A 22,676-nucleotide genomic window follows, 5' to 3' on the forward strand; every position below is an offset into this window, starting at 1 on the left:
GGGTCCGCGAGCTTCACCGGCACCGGCAACGCCGCGGCGAACGTGATCACCGGCGGCGCCGGCAACGACACGCTGAACGGCGGAGCAGGCGCCGACACGCTGATCGGCGGGACGGGGGGAGACATCCTGATCGGTGGTGCCGACAACGACACCTACGTCGTCGATGATCTGGCCGACGTCGTGACCGAGGCAGCCAATGCAGGCACGGACCTGGTCAGGACGGCGCTTTCCACCTATGCGCTGAGCAATATAGCCAATGTCGAGAACCTGACCTACACCGGGTCAGGCGATTTTGCCGGGACCGGCAATGCCCTGGCCAACATCATCACCGGAGGCACCGGCAACGACATCCTGGATGGCGGGGCAGGGGCCGACATGCTGGACGGCGGGATCGGCAACGACACCTACATCGTCGATGTCGTGGGCGACGTGGTCAGCGAGGCGGCAGGTGCGGGCACCGACGAGATCCGGACGGCGCTTGCGGCCTACTCAATTGCCACACTGGCCAACGTGGAGAACCTGACCTACACCGGGTCCGCCAGCTTCACCGGCACCGGCAATGCGGCGGCGAACGTGATCACCGGCGGTGCCGGCAACGACACGCTGAACGGCGGAGCAGGTGCCGATAGGCTGATCGGCGGGATCGGCAACGACACCTACATCGTTGACGTTGCCGGCGACGTCGTCACCGAAGACGCCGACGCGGGCATTGATACGGTGAAGGCCGCGTCGGCGGCCTATACGCTTGCCGACAATGTCGAGAACCTCACCTATACCGGCACGGTGGCCTTCGCTGGCACGGGCAACGACCTCAACAACACGATCACGGGTGGCGACGCCGCCGACAGGTTGTCGGGCGGCGGCGGCAACGATACGCTGAACGGGGGAGCAGGCGCCGACGCGCTGATCGGCGGGACGGGCGACGACACCTACATCGTCGACGTTGCCGGCGACGTGATCGTTGAGAATGTCGGTGAGGGAATTGATACGGTGAAGGCTGCGTCGGCTGCCTATACGCTTGCCGACAATGTCGAGAACCTGACCTATACCGGCACGGTGGCCTTCGCTGGCACGGGCAACGACCTCAACAACACGATCACCGGTGGCGACGCCGCCGACAGGCTGTCGGGTGGCGCCGGCAACGATACGCTGGACGGGGGAGCAGGCGCCGATACGCTGATCGGCGGAACGGGCGATGACACCTACATCGTTGACCTTACCACGGACATGGTAACGGAAGCAGCCAACGAGGGCACCGACACCGTGAAGACAGGGCTTGGGCTGTTGGTACTTGCTGCCAATGTCGAGAACCTCGTCTACACGGGCACCGGTGACTTTAGCGGCATCGGCAATGCGCTCTCCAATACGATCACCGGGGGTGCCGGCAACGATGTACTAAACGGCAATGCGGGGACAGACACGCTGATCGGCGGGGCTGGCAACGACATCTACATCGTCGACAACGCCGGAGACGCCATCGTTGAAAACGCCGGAGAAGGGATCGACCAAGTGCAAACGTCTCTCTCCAACTACACGTTAGGGGAAAACATCGAAAACCTGTCCTCCGTCGGCAACGGCTTCGAAGGCTTTACCGGGACAGGCAATGAGCTCGATAATCGGATCGTGGGTAGTTTCGCCGCGTCGAGTACGCTGACGGGTGGCGCGGGCGACGACATCCTTAGTGGTGGAATGGCCGCGGACTTCTTCGTCTACGCGCCGAATTGGGGTCATGATACTATCATGAATTTCGAGGCAGTTGGCGCGGCACATGACACCATCAAGATCGATCGCACGATCTTTGCGGACTGGGCATCGCTGCTCGCGGTATCGGTCCTGTCAGGCACCGACACGATCATCACGGCCGATGCAGACAACACCATCACGCTGAAGAACGTGGCCGTGTCGAGCCTGCAGTCGGCGGATTTCCAGTTTGTATGAGCTTCGCTCGGACCTGCCGATGGGACTTCTCGAAGGGCGGAATGGGCTGGAGCTCTGTCGCACCTGAAAGGGTTGGATGGCGGCAAGGAAGTTTGCGAAACTTCGAACAAAGGCAGCGGCAATCGGTTCGCGTGATGGTCGGCAAGGACATTTCCGGTTGGAGTTCCCGGAGCAGCCCCTACGCGCGTAAACACGAACGTCTCCGGAGCGAGCGGCGCGCGCTCATCCGAGAGGACCGGCGCCGCCCCTTTCGGCTTGTGCAAGAGCGCTACACAGCCGAGCTCGTTGGTTGGGTTTGGCGAGCCGCCACCTCGGCGACTCCGCGACATCGGTGGAGCGGCGGCAAGCAAGGCGACGATCGAGGATTTGCGCGCGGCGTGCCTATCGGGACCTTCCCTTCTGGAGGGCTGTGATATCTCATCAGTCCAGGAAAGCTTCAAATCCATCGCCGCTACACCCAGGAATTGAAGTGAAGGACGACACGCAGGCCGGGGTCATGATCTTCCAGCGAGACGGTGGCTCCATGGAGGTCTGCGATGGCTCGGACGAGGCTTAGGCCCAAGCCGCTGCCCGGCGTCGTCCTGCTCTTGTCGAGGCGGTAAAGCCTGCGGAAGACGAGTTCCCGCTCGGTCGCCGCGATGCCAGGCCCGTTGTCGGCGATGATGACCGTCCATCCGGAAGTTCCGGCCTTGAGCACCATGCTTATCTCAGTGTCGGGCGGGCAATGCGTGATCGCGTTTTCGACGAGGTTGACGAAGAGCTGTGTGAGGAGTTCGCGATCGCCGTTTACCATCGCCGGCGTGCCGACCGGCGAAGCAAGGGTCAGCCGCTGGCCGTTGTCTTCGGCGACGTCGACGTAGATCTCGGCAATCGTTGCCATGACGCCCAGCAGGTCCACCGGCACGAAGCGCGCCTTGCGTGCGCCCGCTTCGATCTGCGATATCCGCAGGAGCGCCTCGAAGGTTGCGTTGATGCGGTCGCTTTCCTCACGGGCATTGTCGACGAGCTTGAGTAGATCCTCGTCGCGGGCGCGCTGCTGGATGCGTTCGATCGTCATGCGCAGGCGATTGAGTGGAGTTTTCAAATCATGGGCGATATCGGCGCTGACCTGCCGCATACCTTCCACCAATCCTGAAAGGCGGTCGAGCGCCTGGTTCATTTGCGAGGACAAGACGTCGATGTCGTCGCCGTTGCCGTGCAGCGGAATGCGACTGGACAGGCTGCCGTTCGAAACGTCGGCCATCGTCTGCGCAATGCCGTCCAGGCGGTGTTGAGCGCGCCGGGCGAGGAGGATGCCACCGCCGAACGCAAGCGCGACGATGAGGGCGGACGCCCACCCGAAACTCATCAGGGCGATATGCTCGAGATCGTTTGTCTCAGCATAGCTCTGGCCGACGAGGAGACGGTTTCCGCCGACTGTTCCTGCAAAGATCCTGATCCGATCATCGCCCTTGAAGCCGAGGGGCCGAGCGTCGATGTCAGAGTAGTTGTCGGGGACGGCGACGTTGTTAACGTTTCCCGCCAACCGTCTGCCATTCGCATCGACGAGCAGGAAGACGCGGCCCTCCGAGCTGTTGAGGGTGGAATAAGTATTGACCGCGGCGATCAGGTCCTCGAGATCGTCGGAGGAGTAGGTCGAGGCGACGACCGCGTAGGTGTCGTGGACCGAAACGTCGAGTGCGCGCCCCAGCTCTCGTTTGAAGAGCGCGTAGGTCACGGCACCGGTGATGAGAAATGCGACGATGAAAAGGAGGCTGAACGTCAGCGCCAGTCGAAAGGGCGTGCTGCGCAGCAAGCTAACGCGGTACATGCAGGCAGTATCCGATGTTCCTGACCGTGTGGAGAAGCGGGATGTCGAAAGGCTTGTCGATTTTGGAGCGGAGCCGGCTGATGTGGGTTTCCACGACGCTGGTCTTCGGATCGAAGTGAAAATCCCAGACACGCTCCAGCAGCATCGTTCGGGTCAACACCCGCCCTTCCGCACGCATAAGCACTTCCAATAGCGTGAACTCGCGCGGCTGCAGGTCGACCGGCAGACCCTGACGCATTACCTGGCGCCGGACGATATCGAGTTCGAGGTCGGCGACCCGCAGTACGGTCTTCTGGTCCTGGACGGGAGGACGACGGGCAAGGGCGTTGACGCGAGCAAGAAGCTCGGAAAATGCGAATGGCTTGACCAGGTAGTCGTCGCCACCCGCTTCGAGTCCTTCGACACGGTCGTCGACGCCACCGATCGAAGTGAGGAAGATGACCGGTGTCTTCACCTTCGCAGCCCGTATGGCCTTGACGACGGACAGTCCGTCGAGGCCGGGCACCATGCGGTCAACGACCATCACGTCGTACTGCTCGCGCGTCGCGTGGAACAGGGCGTCCCGTCCATCTGCCACCACGTCGCAGACATGACCGGCCTCCGACATCCCTCTCGCAATATAGTCAGCGGTCATTTGATCGTCTTCGATGACCAGGATTCGCATCGCCGCGCCAAAGCCTTTCTGGAGCCTTCAAGCTTTCACGTCTCACACATGACGATCCAGCCTTTCAGGCACCTTATCGGAATCTTACGCTTTCGTAAGGCGGAGACGGAACGAGGCGCGGCTTGCTGAGGGCGTTTCTTACGAAACTGTATTCTTGCGGCAAGAGGCAGGTATGAACACCGCTCTACAAGCCAGGGGCACCGGCTTCCGACAGATGGTTGCCGGCGGGTTCAACGCAACGGTGCAAAGGCCGTGCAACCGGAGTAGTCCAATGAAAAAGCTTGTGACCGCAACCGTCTTCAATTCGCTTGCAATTGTCGGCCTCGTCGCCGGCTCACTGCCGGCCAGCGCCGCCGCCGTTCCCTGCGAGCAGATGCTCAGCGAAATGCGTGCTGCCAAGGCCTCCGCCAAGCTCAGCGACGTCGACTCGGCCAAGGTCAACGATCTCGAGACGAAAGCCGTCGAACGCTGCAACGCCGACGACGATACCCGTTCCGACAAGTTTCTGGCTGATGCCTTGAAGATCCTGGGCAAGTGAGCCGCCGCCGAGGAGAAGACCTATGAGACAGGCATTGAACAGGGTCCCGCGCGTGACCGTTGATTTCTGGCTGATCAAGCTCATGGCGGTGACGATGGGTGAGACGGCCGCGGACTACCTTGCGGTGAACATGGGATTGGGTCTGACTGCCACTTCGGTCATCATGACGGCCATACTTGCAGGCGCGATCGTCCTTCAGTTTTTGCAGAAACGGTACGTGCCGTGGATCTACTGGTGGGTGGTCGTACTGGTCAGCATCGTCGGCACGCTGGTGACTGACAATCTGACCGACAATTTCGGCGTTCCCCTGAAGGTTTCCACGATCGCGTTCAGCGTCGGTTTGATCCTGACCTTCATCGTCTGGAAGGCCAGGGAAGGGACATTGTCAATCCATTCGATCACCACGGATCGAAGAGAGGCGTTCTACTGGCTGGCCATTCTTCTGACCTTCGCGCTTGGGACCGCCATCGGTGATCTGCTCGCTGAAGTGTTCGGCTTCGGTTACGTGACGACAGGGCTGATCTTCCTGGGCGTGATCTGCGTGGTCACCTTCACCTACTACGCCCTCAACGCCAGTGCGGTACTGTCCTTCTGGCTTGCATATATTTTTACCCGCCCGCTTGGCGCATCCCTCGGCGACTATCTCTCGCAACCGGTCGAATATGGCGGCCTGGGGCTTGGAACGGTATATACGAGCCTGCTTTTTCTCATCGTCATTGCAGTGACCGTCGTCTACATGACGATCCGCTATGAAGCGGAACTGACAGAGGGACAGGAGGAGTGGCCGGCTTGATCGCGGCACGTCTTCCCCAGAAGCCCCCGACTAACATCGGGGGCTTTTTCGTGCGGTTGGAAAGGCCTTCATGACGTTTGCGAGTTCGGATTGAGCCGACTGTCGAAGAGTGGGCTGGCAGGTATGGCACGCCGGCCCAAAGTCTTACAAACGACAAAGGCCTCGAGTTTGTCTCGAGGCCCCTGATCCGGAAGGGATGGAAAAGTCGAGGACTACTCGCTGTCTTCGTTGTCGCCCCCTTGCTCACCATCGGAGCTATCGGCGACCGGCGTGACTGTGCCTGTCTGTGCGTCAACTGCGACCGAATGTGACCCGTTCGAGGTCATGATCTCGACTTCGAAGGTTGCGTTGGCCTGCTCGTTGTCGAGCGCAGCATTGACGGCCTTGCCGCCAGACTGCTTCTCAGCGGCTGCGACTGCGTCCGCCAGGCCGAGCTTGGCACCCTCGAGCTTGGAATACTCTGCCGCATCATCCTTGCCCTGCGGATCGGCGGCCATTGCCGGTGCGGTCGCGACCGCAATGGCGATCGTTCCAGTTGCGACGAATGCCGCGAGGGCGGCCTTCAGCGTTCTGTAGCTTGTCATTGATTGCTCCTTTGACGGTTCAGGATGAACCGAAGCCTGTATGACCGGCCAAGTTCAGCCGCGCCTTTCGGCGCCTTTACCATTCCGTAAGGAAGCCTTGTGGAACTCTCTCGTAGCCGAGGGATGGCGAACGGCTCATTGGCCCAGGCAGCCATGTTGCCAAGCTTCACGAGGAGGCGGATCTGTCCCCGACAGGCGCCCATCGCTGAATCCATTTCGCGCGAGGTCGGGTAGAGAAGCACCGAAATGTTATGCAGCCGTCACATTTATGAAATAAACATTTCGGATATATAGAGCCTGTAGCAAATACAACAGAATGGATCGGGACGAAATGGTCGACAGGGTGATCACCTCTGACATGCCGCTGGACGAACGGCTGGAGATTGCGCTCCCATCGATGTCTCCTGCCGAGCACAAGATGGCGCTCTTCTTCCGAAACCAGAAAGAGGCCGTGCTTCTGAATTCTGCGGCAGAGATCGCCGACAAGGCTGGCACGAGCGATGCGACCGTCGTGCGTGCTGCGCGCTCCCTTGGCTTCGATGGTCTGCTGGCGTTGCGAGAAATGATCCTTGCAGAATTGACCGGTGGCGGCCCGGAGGGTCGCATGAAACGGACCCTCGACGATATGGCTGGGGATCCCGACGGCGCCCTCGGCCATGTTTTAAAGAGCCACCGCGAGAGCCTCGAGGCGATGACGACGGCAGAGTTCGGCGACGCGTTCAACCGCACGGTGGAACTGATGTTCGCCGCGCGCCGCCGCTTCGTCTTCGGGATCGGCCCCTCCGGTGCCGTTGCCGACTATGCGGCACTGCAGTTCAACCGGCTCGGGCTCGCGACGACGGCTCTTTCCGACAGCGGCATCGGTCTTGCCGACCGCTTGATGACCGTCGGCGAAGGCGATGTGATCCTCATGATCGCCTACGCTCCAATCTACCGCGAAGTGACTGTCGTCCTCGATCATGCCGAGGAAAACAAGGTGCCGGTAGCGCTCGTCGGCGACAGCTTGGCTCCCTTTGTCAGGCGTCGCGTCAGGGATGTCCTGGCCGTACCTCGTGGCAGGGCTGATCATCTCTCGATGCACGGCGCAACGATCGTCCTCATCGAAGCGATGATCGTGGCGCTGGCCGAGCAGGATCGCGGCGCCGCTCTATCGGCGCTGCAGAAGCTTGGCGCCCTGCGCGGGGCTATCGACAAGCTTTGGCTGAAGCGCGGCGCAAAGAGATAGTATATCGTATAGAAATATCGATACTGTGTAATAATTCTGAATTATTTATAATATATAATTGCTGCGCATTCTTTGCGCGCACGAAACATAATCTTCGAGGATCATGATATGAATAAGTATATAATTGCAGTTTCACTTACTGCAGCCTTGCTTTGTTCGGTTTCTCCAACGTTCGCTGCTGACCATCTGGTGGTCTATTCGGCGCTCGACACCGTCGATACCGCGACGAAGGCGTTTACCGAAAAGACCGGAATCTCGGTTGATATCGTCCGGCTTTCGACCGGTGAGCTGCTTGGCAAGGTCGCTGCCGAAGGTGACAACCCACAGTTCGACGTGCTGTGGGTCGAGGGGTCGGCTGTCATGAACCGTCTTGCCGAACAGCGCATTCTGAAGCCTGAGCCGGGTCTGGCCGACAAAGTTGACTATACCGAGCTCGGCCGGCGCCTTGTTCCGGAGACGCAGGCTTATTTCCCAATCACGGTGTCGACGACAGCGATCGCCGTGAACACGAAGAAGGTCGGCGATGCCCAGCCTCCCAAGACCTGGACCGACCTGGAAAACTTTGCAGGTAAAGTCGCTGCCAAGGATCCGAACTTCTCCGGCCCGGCCTTTCAATGGCTAGCGGGCTACTTCGCCGACAAGGGCGTCGATGCAGGCAAGGAGGAGCTCGCGAAGATCCTCACCAATAAGGCGATCAGCGGAATACCGAGTGGCGGTGCGGTCAACAAGGCGCTCATCACCGGCGACGCTGCCTTGGCGATCCAGCAGGACACTTCGATCTATGCGCTGATCGACAAAAAGGAACCGGTCTCGGTGGTCTATCCTTCGGAAGGCGTGACCGCCATTCCTTCCAGCGCCGGCATTGCCAGGACCTCCGCTCACGAGGAGCAGGCGAGAGCCTACATCCAGTTCCTTCTGACGAAGGAAGGAGAGGCAGCAATGCTTCAGGCAGAAGGCGGCGATGGTTTCTTCGCTCCCGTGATCAATGGCGTGAAGGGCAAGGGCGCTCGCGCCGACAACACGAACACATGGCAGATCCTCGACGACAAGGTCGCCTCCGCGAACGAGGCTGACTGGAAGCAGTGGTTCCGGGATCAGTTTGTTCCCTGATGTGCGGATCGGAGACGCGGCCAATCGGCCGCGTCTCGTTCGACAGAGGCTTACGGTGTTGAAATGACAGTTTCGCTTATGATCAGGAGACAGCGCTGGGGAGGCGGAGCACCCATCCTCTGGCTTTTGGCCTTCGTCCTGATCGGTCTACCCCTCCTGCTTGTCCTGGGGCAGGCGGCGTTTCCGAGGCTTTTCGATCCAGTCGCGCCGAGTTTCGAGCCGACGCTTGGCGCGCTTTCAAGACTCGTCAGTTCCCCAAGGCTGCTCAATGGCGTCGTCAACACCGTCTTGCTTGGCATCGTCGGCGCCGTCACGTCGACCGCGCTTGGGACCGTTCTCGCACTCGTGCTGACTGTGACGGACATTCGCTTGCGGAAGCTCTGGCTTGCCCTGCCGTGGCTGGTATTCGCGACGCCCAGTTACCTTAAGGGACTGGCCTGGGTTCTGCTGATGTCCCAGGGCGGCTATCTTGTCTATCTCGGCGTTCTCAGCCCGGAGCGCGCATCAGCCTTCTTCGGGCCTCCAGGCCTGCTCATGGTGATGGCCTTCGCGCTGTTCCCGGTACCGTATTTCATCGTGCGGTCCCGCCTGCAGGGCCTCGGAGGAGAATTCATCGACGCCGCGCGTATGGCGTCCGCTCGGCCTTGGCAGACAATCAGACGCATCGTCGCGCCCATGCTTCTGCCCGCCATCGGCCTCTCGCTGCTCACGACCTTCGCGGAGATCGTCGGGGATTTCGGAATGGCGAACACGATTGCCAGATCGATGAACTTCAGCCTCCTCACGTACAACATCTATGCCGCCACGGCGAGCTTTCCGGTCGATTTCGCCGCGGCAGGCGCCCAGGCGCTGCTCCTTGTCGTGCTGGTGTCAGGGTCGGTCGTTGCCGCTGCCCTTGGCGGGGCGCAGAAGGAGACTAGGTTCGTCTCGGGCAGGAACCGCCGTCTCGTCAGGTACGGGCTTGGGAAGTGGCAGCCAATCGCGCTTGGCTGCATGATCATATTCGCGCTTGGTGCAGCGATCCTTCCTCTGCTGGCAATCGTGGTGCGAGCATTCACAGTTTCGCTCAGCGACGCGTTGTCGCCTGACAATTTCTCGCTGGCGGCGATGCGGACGGTCTTCGACATCTCCAGCGCTGCTGGTCAGGCTCTGGTCTGGAGCTTCGTCTATGCGTTCCTGGCAGCGGTAGTCGCCGTCACGTTCGCCATCATGTTTGCCTATCGCATTTCTCTGGCGTCGCGGACGACGCGGCTGGTTTCCGCTGGTCTTGCAATGGTGACGGTCGCCATTCCGGGGATCATCCTCGCCTTCGGATACATCCTTGTCTATAACCGGCTTTTCGGGTTCCGCGACCTCGGTCTGTACGGATCGCGAACGCTGCTTGTGATCGGCTACGCTGCCGCTGCGCTGCCCTACTGTCTGATCTTTCTCTGGGCTGCACTGGACAGACTTGGTCCCTCGCTCGGCGAGGCGGCGCGACTTTCGGGCGCCGGGCCGATGCAGCATCTGCGGCGTGTCGTGATGCCGCTCACGCGCAGGGCGATCGTTGTCGCGTTCGGAGTGACAATGGTGCGGTCGGTTTTCGAGCTGCCGATGTCACAGTTCCTGATGCCTCGATCGGGACCCGCGCTTCCGGCCCTTATCGTCAACGACTTCACGCAGGATCGCGACGCCGTCGCTTGTGCCATGGCCCTGGTGGCCCTGGTGGTGGTAGGCGTTGTGGCGGGCATCGCTCTCCTATTCCGCAAATGCAAGCTTATGGAGACCGCATCGTGACTGAGCCAGCATTGCAATGTTCCTCGCTGTCCAAGTCCCTTGGAGGCAAGGTCGTCCTGAACGATCTTGCGGTGTCGGTCGGCTCCGGAGAGGTTGTCGCGCTCGTCGGCGCGAGCGGCTCGGGGAAGTCTACTCTCCTGCGTTCGATCGCCGGATTGATGGCACCGGACAAGGGTGAGATCAGAATCCAAGGCGAGGTCGTGTGGAGACGGGACCGGGAGGTGCCCGCCGAAGACCGCAATATCGGCCTCGTCTTCCAGGATTACGCCCTCTGGCCGCACATGTCGGTACGGCAGAATCTCAGTTTCGGCCTGGAGGTCCAGGGCTACGCAAGGGAGGAGATCAGGCGTCGTGTGGCGCATGCCCTGGAAATCACGCAGCTCGGCGCGCTTGAGGCTCGTCGACCGAGTGAACTGTCTGGCGGACAGCAGCAACGCGTGGCCATAGCGCGATGTCTTGCCATGCGTCCTCGCCTGCTTCTGCTCGACGAGCCCCTGAGCAACCTCGATGCAGCACTGCGCGACGATCTCCGCTCGGAAATGATGCGGCTGATCAGGGCCGAGGGAATGACCGCGGTCTACGTCACCCACGACCAGGTCGAGGCCATGGCGGTTTCGGATCGGCTGGCGGTGATGGACCGGGGATCGATCGTACAGTTCGCAACCCCGCAGTCGATCTATGCCGCGCCGGTCAATGCATTCGTGGCGCGCTTCCTGGGTGGCTTCTCGCTTATCAGCGGAACTGCACACGAGAACCATTTCGCGGTTTGTGGAGACGGCAAGCGGCTCAATCACAGTTCGGCCGGTTTCTCGGGTTCGGCAATGCTGGTGGTGCGACCCGAGGACGGTCGTCCGGCGGCTGAGCACCCGGAGAATAATCTGACCGGCGAGGTCGTCGACAGCGCCTTCCACGGCCGTTGCTGGCGCCTGCAGGTCAAGGTCGGGCAGGATGTCATCCGCATCGACTGGCCGCGGCGGGAGGAGCCGGGGTCGTCACTCGCGTTCTCGCTGCCGCCGGAGCGCTGCATGGTGCTGCCGGCCTGAAACCCTCCAAGAAACCAAAGGCAATGAACAGCGGACCAACATCATGACAACAATAACAAGCATCACATCAACTGTGACGGCCGCCTTTCTCGGCTCCTTCGTCGAGGTCGTCGAGGCATTCACGATCATTCTCGCCGTCGGCGTGACGCAGAGCTGGCGTCCCGCATTCATCGGCACGGGGCTGGCCCTTGCGGTTCTGGCCGTCCTCGTCCTGCTATTCGGCCCGCTTCTCGGCCTCATCCCTATCGAGATCATGCAGTTCGTGATCGGGACGCTCCTGATTCTCTTCGGCCTTCGCTGGCTGAGAAAGGCGATCCTTCGCGCCTCAGGCTTCATCGCCCTGCATGACGAGGAGAAGGCCTTCGCCGACGAAACCAACAGTCTTCGCCGCAACGCGGCTGACCGTCGCGCGAACTTTCTCGCAGGTACCGCCGCCTTCAAGGCCGTCTTGCTGGAGGGCGTCGAGGTGGTCTTCATCGTCATCGCCACCGGGGCCGGACATGGAATGCTGGGCTACGCCAGCCTCGGAGCCCTGGCGGCCTGCGTCCTGGTTCTCATTGTCGGGATGCTTGTCCACAAGCCCTTGTCGACGGTGCCGGAAAACAGGCTGAAGTTCGTCGTTGGCCTGATGCTCAGCGCCTTCGGTGTCTTCTGGGTCGGGGAGGGTATCGGCGCGGAATGGCCGGGCGCCGATCTGTCCCTGCTTCCGATCTTCGGCATTCTCGCGGCGTTCTCTTTCCTCGCGGTCAAGATGCTTCGCCAATACTACAATTCCCACATGGAGCCCGTGGCCCGATGAACATCATAAGAATCGCATTCAACGAACTGGTCGGAATGTTCATCGACGACGGAGCGCTCGCGCTTCTGTCGCTGATCCTTGTCCTTGCCGTTGGCTATGCGGCAAGGATCGGCCTGGTCGGTGGGACTGTCGCGGCCGTCGTCGTGTTCGCCGGCTGCCTTGCCATATTGGGCGAGAGCCTTGCCAGGGCCGCACGGCGCAAATTCTCGGTGCGGTGACCCCCGGATAGCTCCTTCTTAGCCTGCCAGAGCAACGGAGTTGTGAGGGGCTATCCGACTTTGAGCCAGTGGGAGCATGTGAGTTCCCCTGGCACCTGCATCAGGCGGCGGCGCGCCGTTGGGTTTGCGCGGCGGCTGCGAGTGCCTTCGTTGCTTGGACACACTCGACCGCGGCATACCAATAGCGCTTGTTCAGCTCGATGTTGAAGACGACGCCTTCGGGGAAGACGCATTGCTCCATGAGCGACTGCCACGGAATGTCGCCCCAGCCGACCGGCAGGTGGAGGTCGCCGTGGCCGTAGGCAAGGCGTTCGCCCTCCGTGTACATCCAGATATCGTCCTGTCTGCCGAAGCTGTCGTGGATGTGGAGGTGCCTGGCGTAGGGAGCCAGCGTCGAGACCTCTGCAACGAAGGCCTCCCGGTCTCCGTCGAAATCCAGCTTGAGGTAGGAGTGGCTGAAGTCCAGCGTCGCCATGACGTGGTCGTGTGCGATGGCGGCAAGCTCCCTGGCGAGACGCCTGGGAGACGAGGCGTAGCCATTCCCGTCGAAATCGGCAAACAGCGTTTCGACGCAGAGGATAAGGTCATGCTGTCGCGCCAGATCGCCGGCTCGCGAGAGCGCTTCGCGCTGCCTCTCATAGGCAGCTTCGGTTCCCGCCGCCTGTTGCCGTTGCGTCAGGCCGGAATGCATCACGTAGTGCTTGGCGCCGATTTCCGCGGCCACCTCCAGCGAGGCTTTCAGGACATCGAAATGGCGAGGCAGCCGCCAAGCTTCATCCATGAAATTGATGGCAAGGGGTCCGTGAACTGAGTACGTCACGCCGCGACCGCGGATGGCGCGCAGCAGTGCATCGAGTTGCGGCCTGCGGACCTTTCCGCCCACGACCAGATCGAGATCGAATGTGGGGATCTCTATCGAGTCTACGCCCAGCGCCTCGATCATGTCGAGTTCCGCACCAAAGTCGGAGAGATCATCTGCCCTTTTGTGGGCGGAAATACCGATGCCCTTGACGCCGCTGGCGACCATTTCCACAGAACCTTTTCATCAGGAGAGAACCGCCGGTAGGCGGCTGGGACGAAGGCGCCTGCGCTAGTCGAGTTGCATGTCGGGATGGCGACAAGTGCATGACAATTATATGAAATTTCCTTTTCCGGGCTTTATCTCCTGTTCTTCGGCCTGCGGTCGAAAGTGGTCGCATGGTTGTCATACACCGCCCCTATGAGCGAGTTCATCGGGGGGCCGATAGCGGCCGCCGCAGGGGAGTTTTCCAATGACACATGTTAACCGTCGTATTCTGCTGAAGGGTGCTGCCGCAACAGCAGGCTTCGCGCTTGCCGCTCCGTTCGTATCGCGCACCGGCTTTGCCGCCGGCTCGTCGGGCACCGTGAACATCTTCGCATGGGCCGGCTATATTTCAGACGACATGCTCGCAGCCTTCGAAAAGGACACGGGCATCAAGCCGGTCTATACGCCCTATGGCACCAACGACGAGCTCCTGAACCAGATGCGCTCCAGCAACGGCACGGGCTATGATGTGATCTGGCCGGCCGTCGACCGCGTTCCCAACTATGTCGAATTCAACCTCATTCAGCCGATCGACGAGAGCAAGGTTCTCTGGGACCGCGCGCTTTCGAGCGCCGTGAAGGGCTCGGAAACCCTTGGCGCGGTGGTCGGCGGCAAGCGCTACCAGGTTCCGACCGACTGGGGCACCGAAGCGATAAGCTTCGACAAGAACACCTCGCCGCTGGAATACGGCACGGCCTCCTACGGCGATATCTGGAAGCCCGAGATGGCCGGCGAGGCCACCGTTCGCGGCCATTCGGGCCTCGTCGGCCTCGGCCTCTGGATGGAAGCGCAGGGCAAGCTGCCGAAGCCGATGCGCGACAGCTTCAAGGATGAAGCCACGATGCGCGCCAACTACGATGCCATCATCGTCGAAGCCATCGCCCGCAAGGGCAACATCGCCCAGTTCTGGTCGAACGAGAACGAGGCGCAGGGCGCCTTCCGCGCCAATGGCGTGACGATCGGCCAGACGTGGGACTCCTCTGCCGCCGGCCTCGCAAAGGAAGGCCTGCCGATCGGCTTCGTCGCGCCGAAGGAAGGCGCGCTCACCTGGATGGAAGGTGTTTCCATCCCGGTCGGCGCTGCCAATGTCGAACAGGCCTACGCCTTCTTGAACTGGGTGCTGACCCCGGAAGCAGGTGCCCTTTACGCCAACCACACGTCGATCAACACGACGGCGGTCGGCGCCGAAAAGCTCCTTTCGGAATCCTCGCAGGCTTTCTTCAAGGCCGCCTATCCTGGCGACGCCCTCGAGAAGCTGTGGTGGTGGCCGGTGCAGGAGAACTGGTTCGTCGCGCTGCGCAACGAGTACCAGGACAAGTTCCTGTCGGCTTGATCGGCTCGCACGTCATCAAAAGCGGCGGGGCGATGACCCCGCCGTTGCGTTTCAAGGATCGTGCAGTCATGTCCCGCTCCGTCGAACTGATCGACATCGAAATGACCTTCGGCTTCACCCGCGCGGTCGAGAAGCTCTCCGTGGCCGTGGAAAGCGGAGAGTTCTTCTCCATTCTCGGGCCCTCGGGATGCGGCAAGACGACGATCCTGCGGCTGATCGCCGGCTTCATGCAGCCGACCGCGGGACGTATCCTGATCGGCGGCCGCGACATGGTCGGTATTGGCGCCAACCAACGGCCGACATCGATGATCTTCCAGTCGCTTGCCCTGTTTCCGCTGATGCCGGTGTGGGAAAACATCGCTTTCGGCCTGGAGGTGCGCGGTGTCCGAAAAGCGGAGCGGCGTCGGCGCGCCGAGGAACTTCTCGAATTGATCGCGCTTCCGGGTTACGCCGACCGCATGGTCCACGAACTCTCCGGCGGGCAGAAGCAGCGTGTCGCCATCGCGCGAGCGCTTGCCGTCGAGCCACAGGTCCTGCTTCTCGACGAACCGCTTTCGGCGCTCGACCTGAAACTACGCCAGCACATGCGCTCCGAACTGCGATCGCTGCAAAAGCGCACCGGCGTTACCTTCATCTATATCACGCATGACCAGTCGGAAGCACTCGCCATGTCCGATCGTGTCGCGGTCATGAGCGCCGGGGTCCTGCAGCAGGTGGCGACGCCACGAGAACTCTATGCCAATCCGAGCACGCCCTTCGTCGCGAAATTCGTCGGCGAGACCAATGAATTTTCCGGCAGGGTCGAGCGGATCGACGATGGGCTGGCCGCGGTCAGGACGGAACACGGCGTCTTTCTGGGGCGGGGCGCAACAGGTCTGAAGGCGGGGGACGCCGCGATGATCTATATCCGGCCCGAGGCGATATCGCTCGGCGTAGAGGCGAGCGGCAACGGGCTAGATGCGCTTGCCGAACAACTGGAATTCGAGGGTGCGACGGCGATGCTGCATGCCCGGACGGGCGGCGGGCAGCGGGTGATCGCGGCCCTGCCGCACCACCGCCTCACCGAGGCGCCGGCCGCCGGAACAAGCGTGCGGCTCACCTTCGAGCCCACGCAGGCGCTGGTCCTGGCCGATGCGTAGTCTCCTCCAGAGGTTTGGTCCCGGCCTCGGCAGTCTCATCATCCTCTGCATCTTCGTGTGGCTCGTGGGCATGGTGCTCGCACCGAACCTGATGATGCTCGATTTTTCGCTCCGTCCGAACCTGACGCCGGCGCAGATCGGCGGCCCCGACGATCAATACACACTGACGAATTTTGGCGCGCTCTTCGCCGACCCGGTGCACCGGGCGATCTTCTTCAAGACGATCTGGGCGAGTGCGCTCGTCATGTTGACGACGCTCGTCGTCACCTATCCCATGGCGTTCTGGCTCGCCAAGTTGGCGACGCCCCGTGCCGTCGCCTGGGTCACATTGGCGCTGATCATTCCGTTCTGGATCAACGAGGTGCTGCGGACGCTCGCCTGGTATATCCTGCTTGCCTTCAGCGGGCCGCTCAATGCGGTCCTCGTCGGGCTCGGCATTCTCGATGCGCCTATGCGCTGGTTCGGGGATATCGGCGTTCTGGCGGGCATGGTCTATGCTTACACCCTGTTCATGCTGTTTCCGGTCTACAATTCCATTTCGACGCTGGATTCGGTGCAGATCGAAGCGGCGCGCAATCTTGGCGCCTCGACGATGCAGATCCATCGCCGGATTGTCATTCCCCACGCCAAGGCCGGCATCGCGACCGGTTGCGTTTTCACCTTCATGCTGGCGGCCGGAAGCTACGTCGCGCCAGCTCTCCTCGGCGCTCCGGGAAGCCGCTGGTTCACCGAGATCATCTACAACTGGTTCTTCGAGGGCGGAAACTGGAACCGGGGCGCCGCCTACGCCCTGGTGCTGCTGGCCCTGTGTATGGCGGTCGTGATGGCCGCTCTCCGGATTTTCAAGGTCAACCTTGCGGATGTAGCGAAATGACCATGACCCTCGAAGGTGCCGCGAAGGCGTCGCGAAGCGATACGGTGCTCGCGACTGTGCTGGCAGCCCTGCCACGCTTTATCTTCGCCATCTATATGGCGCTCTTCTTCATCTACATGTTCCTGCCGCTCGCGGTCATGGCGATCGCCACGTTCAATGCGAGCAAGTTCCCCACGGTCACGCCCTGGCTCGGCACGACGCTCGATTGGTTTGCCGCCCTGTGGGCGGATCAGGCGATGTGGAAGGCGCTTCGGCTGTCGATCTTCATCGGTCTTGGTGTCATCGCTATTTCGTTGCCGATCGGGACGGCTGCGGCGCTGTTCCTGAACAGCCTTCAGGACCGTTCCCGCAGCTTCTTCTATGCGCTGATGGTGTCACCGCTACTGACGCCGGGCGTCGCCATCGGCATCGCCACGCTTGTTCTGTGGCGGCAGGCGGGCGTTGGCGGCGGCACGCTCTTGATCGTGCTGGCGCAGTCGAGCTTCATCACCGCCTATGTCATGCTGATGATTGCGGCCCGGCTGCAAAGATTCGACCGGACGCTGGAGGATGCCGCAATAGGCCTCGGCGCCTCGCGCTTCATGGTGTTTCGCCGCATCCTGCTTCCCTATCTCAAGCCTTCGCTTCTGGCAGCGACCTTCATCGCCTTCCTGCAGTCCTTCGAGAACTACAACACGACGCTGTTCGTGCGCGGGACGGAAACGCCGCTGACGATCTACATCGCGACGAAGGTTCGCACCGGCCTGACGCCAGCCGTCAATGCGCTCGGCCTTGTTCTGATCGTGCTGACGATCATCGCGGCCGTTGCCTTCGAGCTCAGCCGTCGGTCACGTCGCTAGAGCGACCGTCTTCACGTCCTGGTCATGCGCACAGCTCATTGGTGATCGGGTCATCCTTGCCGTTTCCGAACTGTTTGTGTTGCTTGTCTGTTGCCATAGGCAACTTTCGTATAGCAGCCCTACGACACCAACCATGCGTCGAATGCAGGTAACGCTCCGCGACTGAACGAGCGGCCGGCTCCGTTCCCAGACATTCGAGGGCAAGCCGATGGAGATATCCATCGTCCGTGCCATCGCCTTCTCGCAGAAACCTTGTTGCCCTTGAGGCCCCGATGGCGCTTCCGCGAACGAGCACAAGACCCTTCAACCGCGAAAATGGGTGGGATGCATCATCCAGCAGCAACTCCGAGACGTTGCCAAGCATGCGATCTCGGCCTGCCTGCGTTCTCCGACGAATAGCCCTCTTCACAGTACTGACGAAAAAGGCTGTGTGATGTGTGTGCTCGGCCACGAACTGCGCCGCAAGCCGCGTGTGATGCATGTTGCGAAGAAAAACGGCGGATCGAATCCATCGTTGGATGTCGCCTCTCGCTTGAGTTTCCATCGCGGTCACATACAATTCATCGAAATCCACCCTCTTCAATGATCTCATCGCGCCGCGCACCATGGGGGAAGCATTTTCCGGCGGAGCCCCTGATTCCACTTGCGATATGCGTTCGTCCAAGCGGTTAGATGCGACTATTTCATAGCGGTCTGCGGCTTGACCTACCTTCTTTCGAAGAATCTTTGTCTTTGAAGGATTTATTGCCAGTCCAATATTGCCAACGGCTTGAGTGACGGCGTCAAGTGCGTCGTGTGCCTCGTCTTGACTGGAGCAGAAAAACACAAAATCATCTGAGAACCTGCAATATTGGAATCCTTCACGCAGTAAATTTTGATCGACAGGAATTAGCAGGGCTTCCGCAAGCAAGCTCGATGCTAAGGAACCGATCAGAAGACCGCCGTCAAAGTTTGAATTCCAATGTCGCACCAGTCTCATTAAATATTCTGCGATTTTTTCCTGACGAGTGAGCCGCGATAAGCTGTTTTCAAGATTGTCAAGGGGGATGCTCGGATAAAACTCCTTAATGTCCGCCTTTAGGATATACTCTGAATCAATGGCACGATCCGAGTATTTTGCCTGCTGCCGAAAGGCACGATGACTTTGAATGCCGCCAACAAAATCGATCCTTTCGGGATTCCCCCGATATGAAAACACGACATTTTGGTCCGACCGGGGCCGGAGCGATTCAAACTCACGTGCGAGCTGTACGGCAAGTGAGTTGTAGACCAGAAGATCGCCAGGCTCGAAAACGGAGAATTGGCGCATGCCTGGTGCGCTGGGCTTGGGCACGGAGAGTAGTTCTGGCTCTCCGAAACGGTCGGGTGAGAAACCGGATCGGATGATATCAAGTGCTCTGTTCGTCAGGGCGGACCTAAGCCGGTCACTTCCGCGAATGAGTTCCACTTCAAAGGGCCGCGGGAAATGCCACATTGTTTCGACTGGGGAAATTGGTATGCATGCCCTCACAGTGTCGTCTATGGAATAATCGACATGCGCGAAAGCGGTGCGTCTTACACCTAAGCTGCAGGTGCCTGCGAGGCTCGCAGCAAAGAGCCCGCTAACGAATTGCCTCCGAGAAATACCTCCACTAGACGACATCGTCCGATCCTCCGGTTTGTGGCACATCCATCAAGATTGCTCGAGTAGTTCCTTTGCTCGATTGATCAACTCCTGCCCTTCTGGAGCAGAGAGCGCCCAGATCCTTGCATCGTCAGATCGTCCGCCGACGACGGCCCGGTTACCGTCAGGGCTAAACACGGCGGAGAAGACATCGCGATGGTGGCCAGTCAGAATTGCAAGCTCGCTCTCGGTCTCGATGTCCCAGATGCGCGCAGTTCGATCGGCGGAACTCGTAATAATCTGGGTTCCATCCTTGTTGAACTCCGCCGAGTACAGACCACCCTTATGGCCCCTCAAGGTATGAAGCAGCGACCTACTCGGATATTCCCAGACAGAAGCCGTGCCGTCACTGGATGCTGTCACCAGTCTCATGCCATCTAGGCTAAAGGTAATAGCGTATACTGCGTCGACTTGTGTTTGCGGCAACGGCGCCAATTCACTCTTGGTTTGAATATCCCAGAAGCGGACCACGGTCTGGTATGATGAGGCTGCCAGGACGCTGCTGTCAGGACTGAAGTCAAGGGAGAGGACACCTTGACGGAAGCTTCCCAATGTACAGATCGGCTCTCCCGTCGCTGAGTCCCATAGGCGAACTGTTCCGTCATAAGAGCCTGTGGCAACTATCGGCAATGTAGGCGCGAACTTCACCGCTGTGATCGGCCGGGTGTGCCCTATCAGCCGAGAGATGATATGACCGTCAGCCGTGTCTCGGACTTGCACCGTACGATCGTATGAACCGTTAGCAATCTGCTGCCCATCCGAGCTGAAGGCGACGCCCCGGGCGGCTGTGGTGCTACCTTTTTCCCAGATCTGAGCTCCGGTACTGGCGTTCCAAAGCTTGATGGTCCCATCCTTCGAGGTCGTGCCTAGCAATTTTCCGTCCGGGGAGAAGGCTATCGAGGTGACGTCATTCTTGTGCTTCAGCACTACGTCGCTTTCTCCTGACGCCGCTATGACAGCTTGTCGCAATGCACCGAGTGCTTCCGGGGCAAATTGGCGATTCGGGTTGGAAAGATCATCCGGCAGAGCCTGAAGAGCGAGGCGGAGAGCCGCCATGGGATCGCCGGCCTCGGTCTCTTTAAGCGATTGGCCAGCGAGTGCCAGTGATTCCGAACGTTGGGCGTCGTTTCGCTGTTGAACCGACGATAGATAGAAGTAACCCGTTGCCGCGGAAAGCAGGGCCAGGACGAGTGCTGCCGCCAGGGACCCATAGGTTGTCCAGGCGCGTATGCGGTCACGTCTAAGCCGCTCGGTCTCGGCGAGGAGAAATGTCTCGCCACTTTCTTTAATGTAATGGTCCTCGATGTCGGTAAGCCAGGCTCGATGTTCAGATCTCAGTGAAGCGTAGCGATCATAATCTGCACGATTGGCGAGTGTCTTGGGCTTCTCGCCTGTCGGCGCAGCGACCCAATTTGTCACGCTGTCAATCAGGCTCCCGAGTCGTCGAACGGCAAGCGACGTTTCCCTGCTGCCGAGCTGGTTTTGCAGCCAAACCCACTGAGTAATTAACGCTTCATGCGCCGGTTCAACCGACTCTCCTTCTGTGGTCGCCAGCAGCCGGGCGCAGTCGCTGCTGGTCAGCTTCCTGGCGAGAGAGGCGCGCGCCTCATCGAGGTCCGCAAGGCGAGCTGCCCGCCGAGTCACGCCCCCTGTATCGCCGAGCCGGATCAGGCGTACGAATAGCGGAACCAGTAGATCCTGCTCTTGAGCAGACAGCTTGGTCTCGCGGACGTTGTCGGCTTCGTACGCCAGCGCACCCGCAATGCCATTGACCTTCTCGTACGCCTCAAGCAGACCCCCGGCTTCCTGACGATGGCGCCATATTGCATCCAGTGCCATTTGCACAAGGGCAAGGTCTCCCGGTTGATCCATCATGTCGCGCTGGAAGGCGCGCGCCAAAGCATTGATTTCATCAACATTTGTGTGGCCGGCCATCTCCAGCGGTCGACTTACGACCTGCACCAGACCTTCATTGCCAATGCGGCGCAACCTGTAGACGGCGCCACTGCCATCTTCACCAAGCCGCTGCCACAGACGGTCATGCCCGCTCAGGAGATTGAAGTAGTCAGACCGGACAGTCAGCAAGACATAAAAGTTCCAATCGGCCAAAGCAAGAAGCAGATCTGCAAATGGTTGACGGTCGTCTTCCGGTGTTAATGTGAGCAATTCCTCAAACTGATCGACGTACAACAGGGACTGCGTCTTTTTTGGATCGAGATCGCAACGAATTGCATGAGCCGTCTCGTATGGCTGGCTGAGATCAACACGCTCGCGCAACCTGCGGCGGTGTTCGGGGTCTAAATTCAGTACTCGCGCCGCGGCGTCGATGCCGTCCTTCAGGCCAATCAATGGATCGGCGCCAGGCCGCATTATGACTACGTGGCGGATTCGATCATCGGGCTCCCGCCCACCTAATTCCTCAAGGGCGCCGCCTCGGAACCGAGGGACCAATCCAGCCTGGACGAGGGATGATTTGCCCGCTCCGCTGTCGGCCACAATCGCCATCAAATTGTAGCGCTGCATTAGCGCGATGACTTGCTCAATCTCCTCCTCGCGTCCAAAAAACCTATCCGCCCAATCTTCCGTCATTGAGCGGAGGCCAATAAAGGGCTGATCTGTTGCTACGAAACGGCGCTTTTCTGGGCCGGCGACTATGACGGTTAGTAATTTAGTAAATTCCTGCTGATTGTTGAGCGGGTCTCGGACACCTTGGTGCTGCGCCGCAAACGGCGGAAGGGATCTGGAGCCCGCTGCGTTTGCGGCCAAAATCGGAATAAATGGAATGGCATTTTCACCAGTCGCTCGCGAGATTCCGAGGCTCACCTCGCGTTCAACCCAGTTCACCACACCCCTAGAACCAACGTAGACGGCAAAGGCTGTCGCTTGCTTGCTAATTGCGTCGGCTAGTTCACGCTGCCATAGGTCGCCCGGACTCAAGTCATCCTTGTCAAACCAAACGGTCAAGCCAGCGGCCTTCGCCGCCTCCGAGTCAAGGATCCGACGTTTGAGTTCGCGAGCAGCTTCAGTATCTGCTCCAGAGTGGCTCAAGAACAAACACGGCTGAGACATTGTAGCTCATCCGATTGATCATCCAAGTTAATTAGAGCGCAGCATTACTCACTCGCCGGGGCGAGGCCCTATTGTATTGGTTATGCGCTGGATAATTACCTATATTTCAGCCGCTCCATCGTTACGGTATGCAATATGTATATCCAGTATTGTTTCCGCGTTTTCATTTTATAAGACCATACACTAGAGAATTAC

General features: G+C 60.1%; 19 protein-coding genes. 13 read left to right on the forward strand and 6 right to left on the reverse strand.

Annotated features, from left to right (window positions below; genetic code table 11):
- On the forward strand, positions 1–1,938 hold a 1,938-nt coding region (locus EV286_RS20660), incomplete at its 5' end, for a calcium-binding protein (protein WP_132959055.1).
- 451 nt (positions 1,939–2,389) lie between these two features.
- Here the strand turns inward: EV286_RS20660 and EV286_RS20665 are convergent.
- Together EV286_RS20665 and EV286_RS20670 are read right to left on the reverse strand one after the other, a co-directional pair.
- A complete protein-coding gene (locus tag EV286_RS20665) occupies positions 2,390–3,748 on the reverse strand; it encodes a HAMP domain-containing sensor histidine kinase (RefSeq protein ID WP_132959056.1) in 1,359 nt (452 codons plus the stop codon).
- Positions 3,735–4,412, reverse strand: a complete 678-nt coding sequence (locus tag EV286_RS20670; RefSeq protein WP_132959057.1) for a response regulator — start codon at positions 4,410–4,412, stop codon at positions 3,735–3,737. The genes EV286_RS20665 and EV286_RS20670 overlap by 14 nt, the downstream gene beginning before the upstream one ends.
- Before the next feature lie 271 nt (positions 4,413–4,683).
- Here EV286_RS20670 and EV286_RS20675 point away from each other — a divergent pair, with 271 nt between their 5' ends.
- Together EV286_RS20675 and EV286_RS20680 are read left to right on the forward strand one after the other, a co-directional pair.
- Positions 4,684–4,950 (forward strand): hypothetical protein, encoded by a 267-nt coding sequence (locus EV286_RS20675; RefSeq protein ID WP_132959058.1) that lies wholly within the window; start codon positions 4,684–4,686, stop codon positions 4,948–4,950.
- Positions 4,951–4,972: 22 nt separating this feature from the next.
- The gene (locus EV286_RS20680; protein WP_132959059.1) at positions 4,973–5,743 is read left to right on the forward strand and encodes a hypothetical protein; all 771 of its coding nucleotides are present in this window, start codon (positions 4,973–4,975) and stop codon (positions 5,741–5,743) included.
- 212 nt (positions 5,744–5,955) lie between these two features.
- Here the strand turns inward: EV286_RS20680 and EV286_RS20685 are convergent, their stop codons facing one another.
- A complete protein-coding gene (locus tag EV286_RS20685; protein WP_132959060.1) occupies positions 5,956–6,327 on the reverse strand; it encodes a PepSY domain-containing protein in 372 nt (123 codons plus the stop codon).
- A 316-nt stretch (positions 6,328–6,643) separates the two neighbouring features.
- On the opposite strand from EV286_RS20685, the gene EV286_RS20690 reads away from it, so the two are divergent.
- The 6 genes from EV286_RS20690 (at position 6,644) to EV286_RS20715 (ending at position 12,498) form a co-directional block, all read left to right on the forward strand.
- A complete protein-coding gene (locus EV286_RS20690) occupies positions 6,644–7,552 on the forward strand; it encodes a MurR/RpiR family transcriptional regulator (RefSeq protein WP_245500777.1) in 909 nt (302 codons plus the stop codon).
- Between the two features lie 108 nt (positions 7,553–7,660).
- Positions 7,661–8,662: an extracellular solute-binding protein gene (locus EV286_RS20695; protein ID WP_132959061.1), complete on the forward strand. Its 1,002-nt coding sequence runs from the start codon at positions 7,661–7,663 to the stop codon at positions 8,660–8,662.
- Positions 8,663–8,725: 63 nt separating this feature from the next.
- Positions 8,726–10,438, forward strand: coding sequence for an ABC transporter permease subunit (locus EV286_RS20700; RefSeq protein WP_132959062.1), 1,713 nt, complete (start codon positions 8,726–8,728; stop codon positions 10,436–10,438).
- Positions 10,435–11,481 (forward strand): ABC transporter ATP-binding protein, encoded by a 1,047-nt coding sequence (locus tag EV286_RS20705; protein ID WP_165932901.1) that lies wholly within the window; start codon positions 10,435–10,437, stop codon positions 11,479–11,481. Before EV286_RS20700 ends, EV286_RS20705 begins: the two co-directional genes overlap by 4 nt.
- A 43-nt stretch (positions 11,482–11,524) precedes the next feature.
- Entirely contained in the window at positions 11,525–12,280 is a 756-nt protein-coding gene (locus tag EV286_RS20710) for a COG4280 domain-containing protein (RefSeq protein ID WP_132959064.1), read from the forward strand.
- Positions 12,277–12,498, forward strand: a complete 222-nt coding sequence (locus EV286_RS20715) for a hypothetical protein (RefSeq protein ID WP_132959065.1) — start codon at positions 12,277–12,279, stop codon at positions 12,496–12,498. Before EV286_RS20710 ends, EV286_RS20715 begins: the two co-directional genes overlap by 4 nt.
- Positions 12,499–12,598: 100 nt before the next feature.
- On the opposite strand, the gene EV286_RS20720 is transcribed toward EV286_RS20715, so the two are convergent.
- A complete protein-coding gene (locus tag EV286_RS20720) occupies positions 12,599–13,525 on the reverse strand; it encodes a sugar phosphate isomerase/epimerase family protein (RefSeq protein ID WP_245500797.1) in 927 nt (308 codons plus the stop codon).
- Between the two features lie 244 nt (positions 13,526–13,769).
- Between EV286_RS20720 and EV286_RS20725 the strand changes: the two genes are divergently transcribed.
- From EV286_RS20725 to EV286_RS20740, 4 genes are all read left to right on the forward strand, one after another.
- Positions 13,770–14,897 carry an extracellular solute-binding protein gene (locus tag EV286_RS20725; protein WP_132959067.1) on the forward strand — a complete coding sequence of 376 codons (1,128 nt, stop codon included), beginning with the start codon at positions 13,770–13,772 and terminating at the stop codon, positions 14,895–14,897.
- Between the two features lie 68 nt (positions 14,898–14,965).
- Positions 14,966–16,036 carry an ABC transporter ATP-binding protein gene (locus tag EV286_RS20730; RefSeq protein WP_132959068.1) on the forward strand — a complete coding sequence of 357 codons (1,071 nt, stop codon included), beginning with the start codon at positions 14,966–14,968 and terminating at the stop codon, positions 16,034–16,036.
- Positions 16,029–16,910, forward strand: a complete 882-nt coding sequence (locus tag EV286_RS20735; protein ID WP_132959069.1) for an ABC transporter permease — start codon at positions 16,029–16,031, stop codon at positions 16,908–16,910. Before EV286_RS20730 ends, EV286_RS20735 begins: the two co-directional genes overlap by 8 nt.
- Positions 16,907–17,749: an ABC transporter permease gene (locus tag EV286_RS20740; RefSeq protein ID WP_245500778.1), complete on the forward strand. Its 843-nt coding sequence runs from the start codon at positions 16,907–16,909 to the stop codon at positions 17,747–17,749. Before EV286_RS20735 ends, EV286_RS20740 begins: the two co-directional genes overlap by 4 nt.
- A 22-nt stretch (positions 17,750–17,771) precedes the next feature.
- Here the strand turns inward: EV286_RS20740 and EV286_RS20745 are convergent, their stop codons facing one another.
- Both EV286_RS20745 and EV286_RS20750 read right to left on the reverse strand, forming a co-directional pair.
- On the reverse strand, positions 17,772–19,082 hold the full coding sequence (locus EV286_RS20745) for an RNA-directed DNA polymerase (protein ID WP_165932902.1): 1,311 nt from the start codon (positions 19,080–19,082) through the stop codon (positions 17,772–17,774).
- 339 nt (positions 19,083–19,421) lie between these two features.
- Entirely contained in the window at positions 19,422–22,481 is a 3,060-nt protein-coding gene (locus tag EV286_RS20750; RefSeq protein WP_132959071.1) for a TIR domain-containing protein, read from the reverse strand.
- Between the last annotated feature and the right edge of the window lie 195 nt (positions 22,482–22,676).

This window comes from Rhizobium sp. BK251, from assembly GCF_004345245.1.
Taxonomy (GTDB): Bacteria; Pseudomonadota; Alphaproteobacteria; order Rhizobiales; family Rhizobiaceae; genus Rhizobium.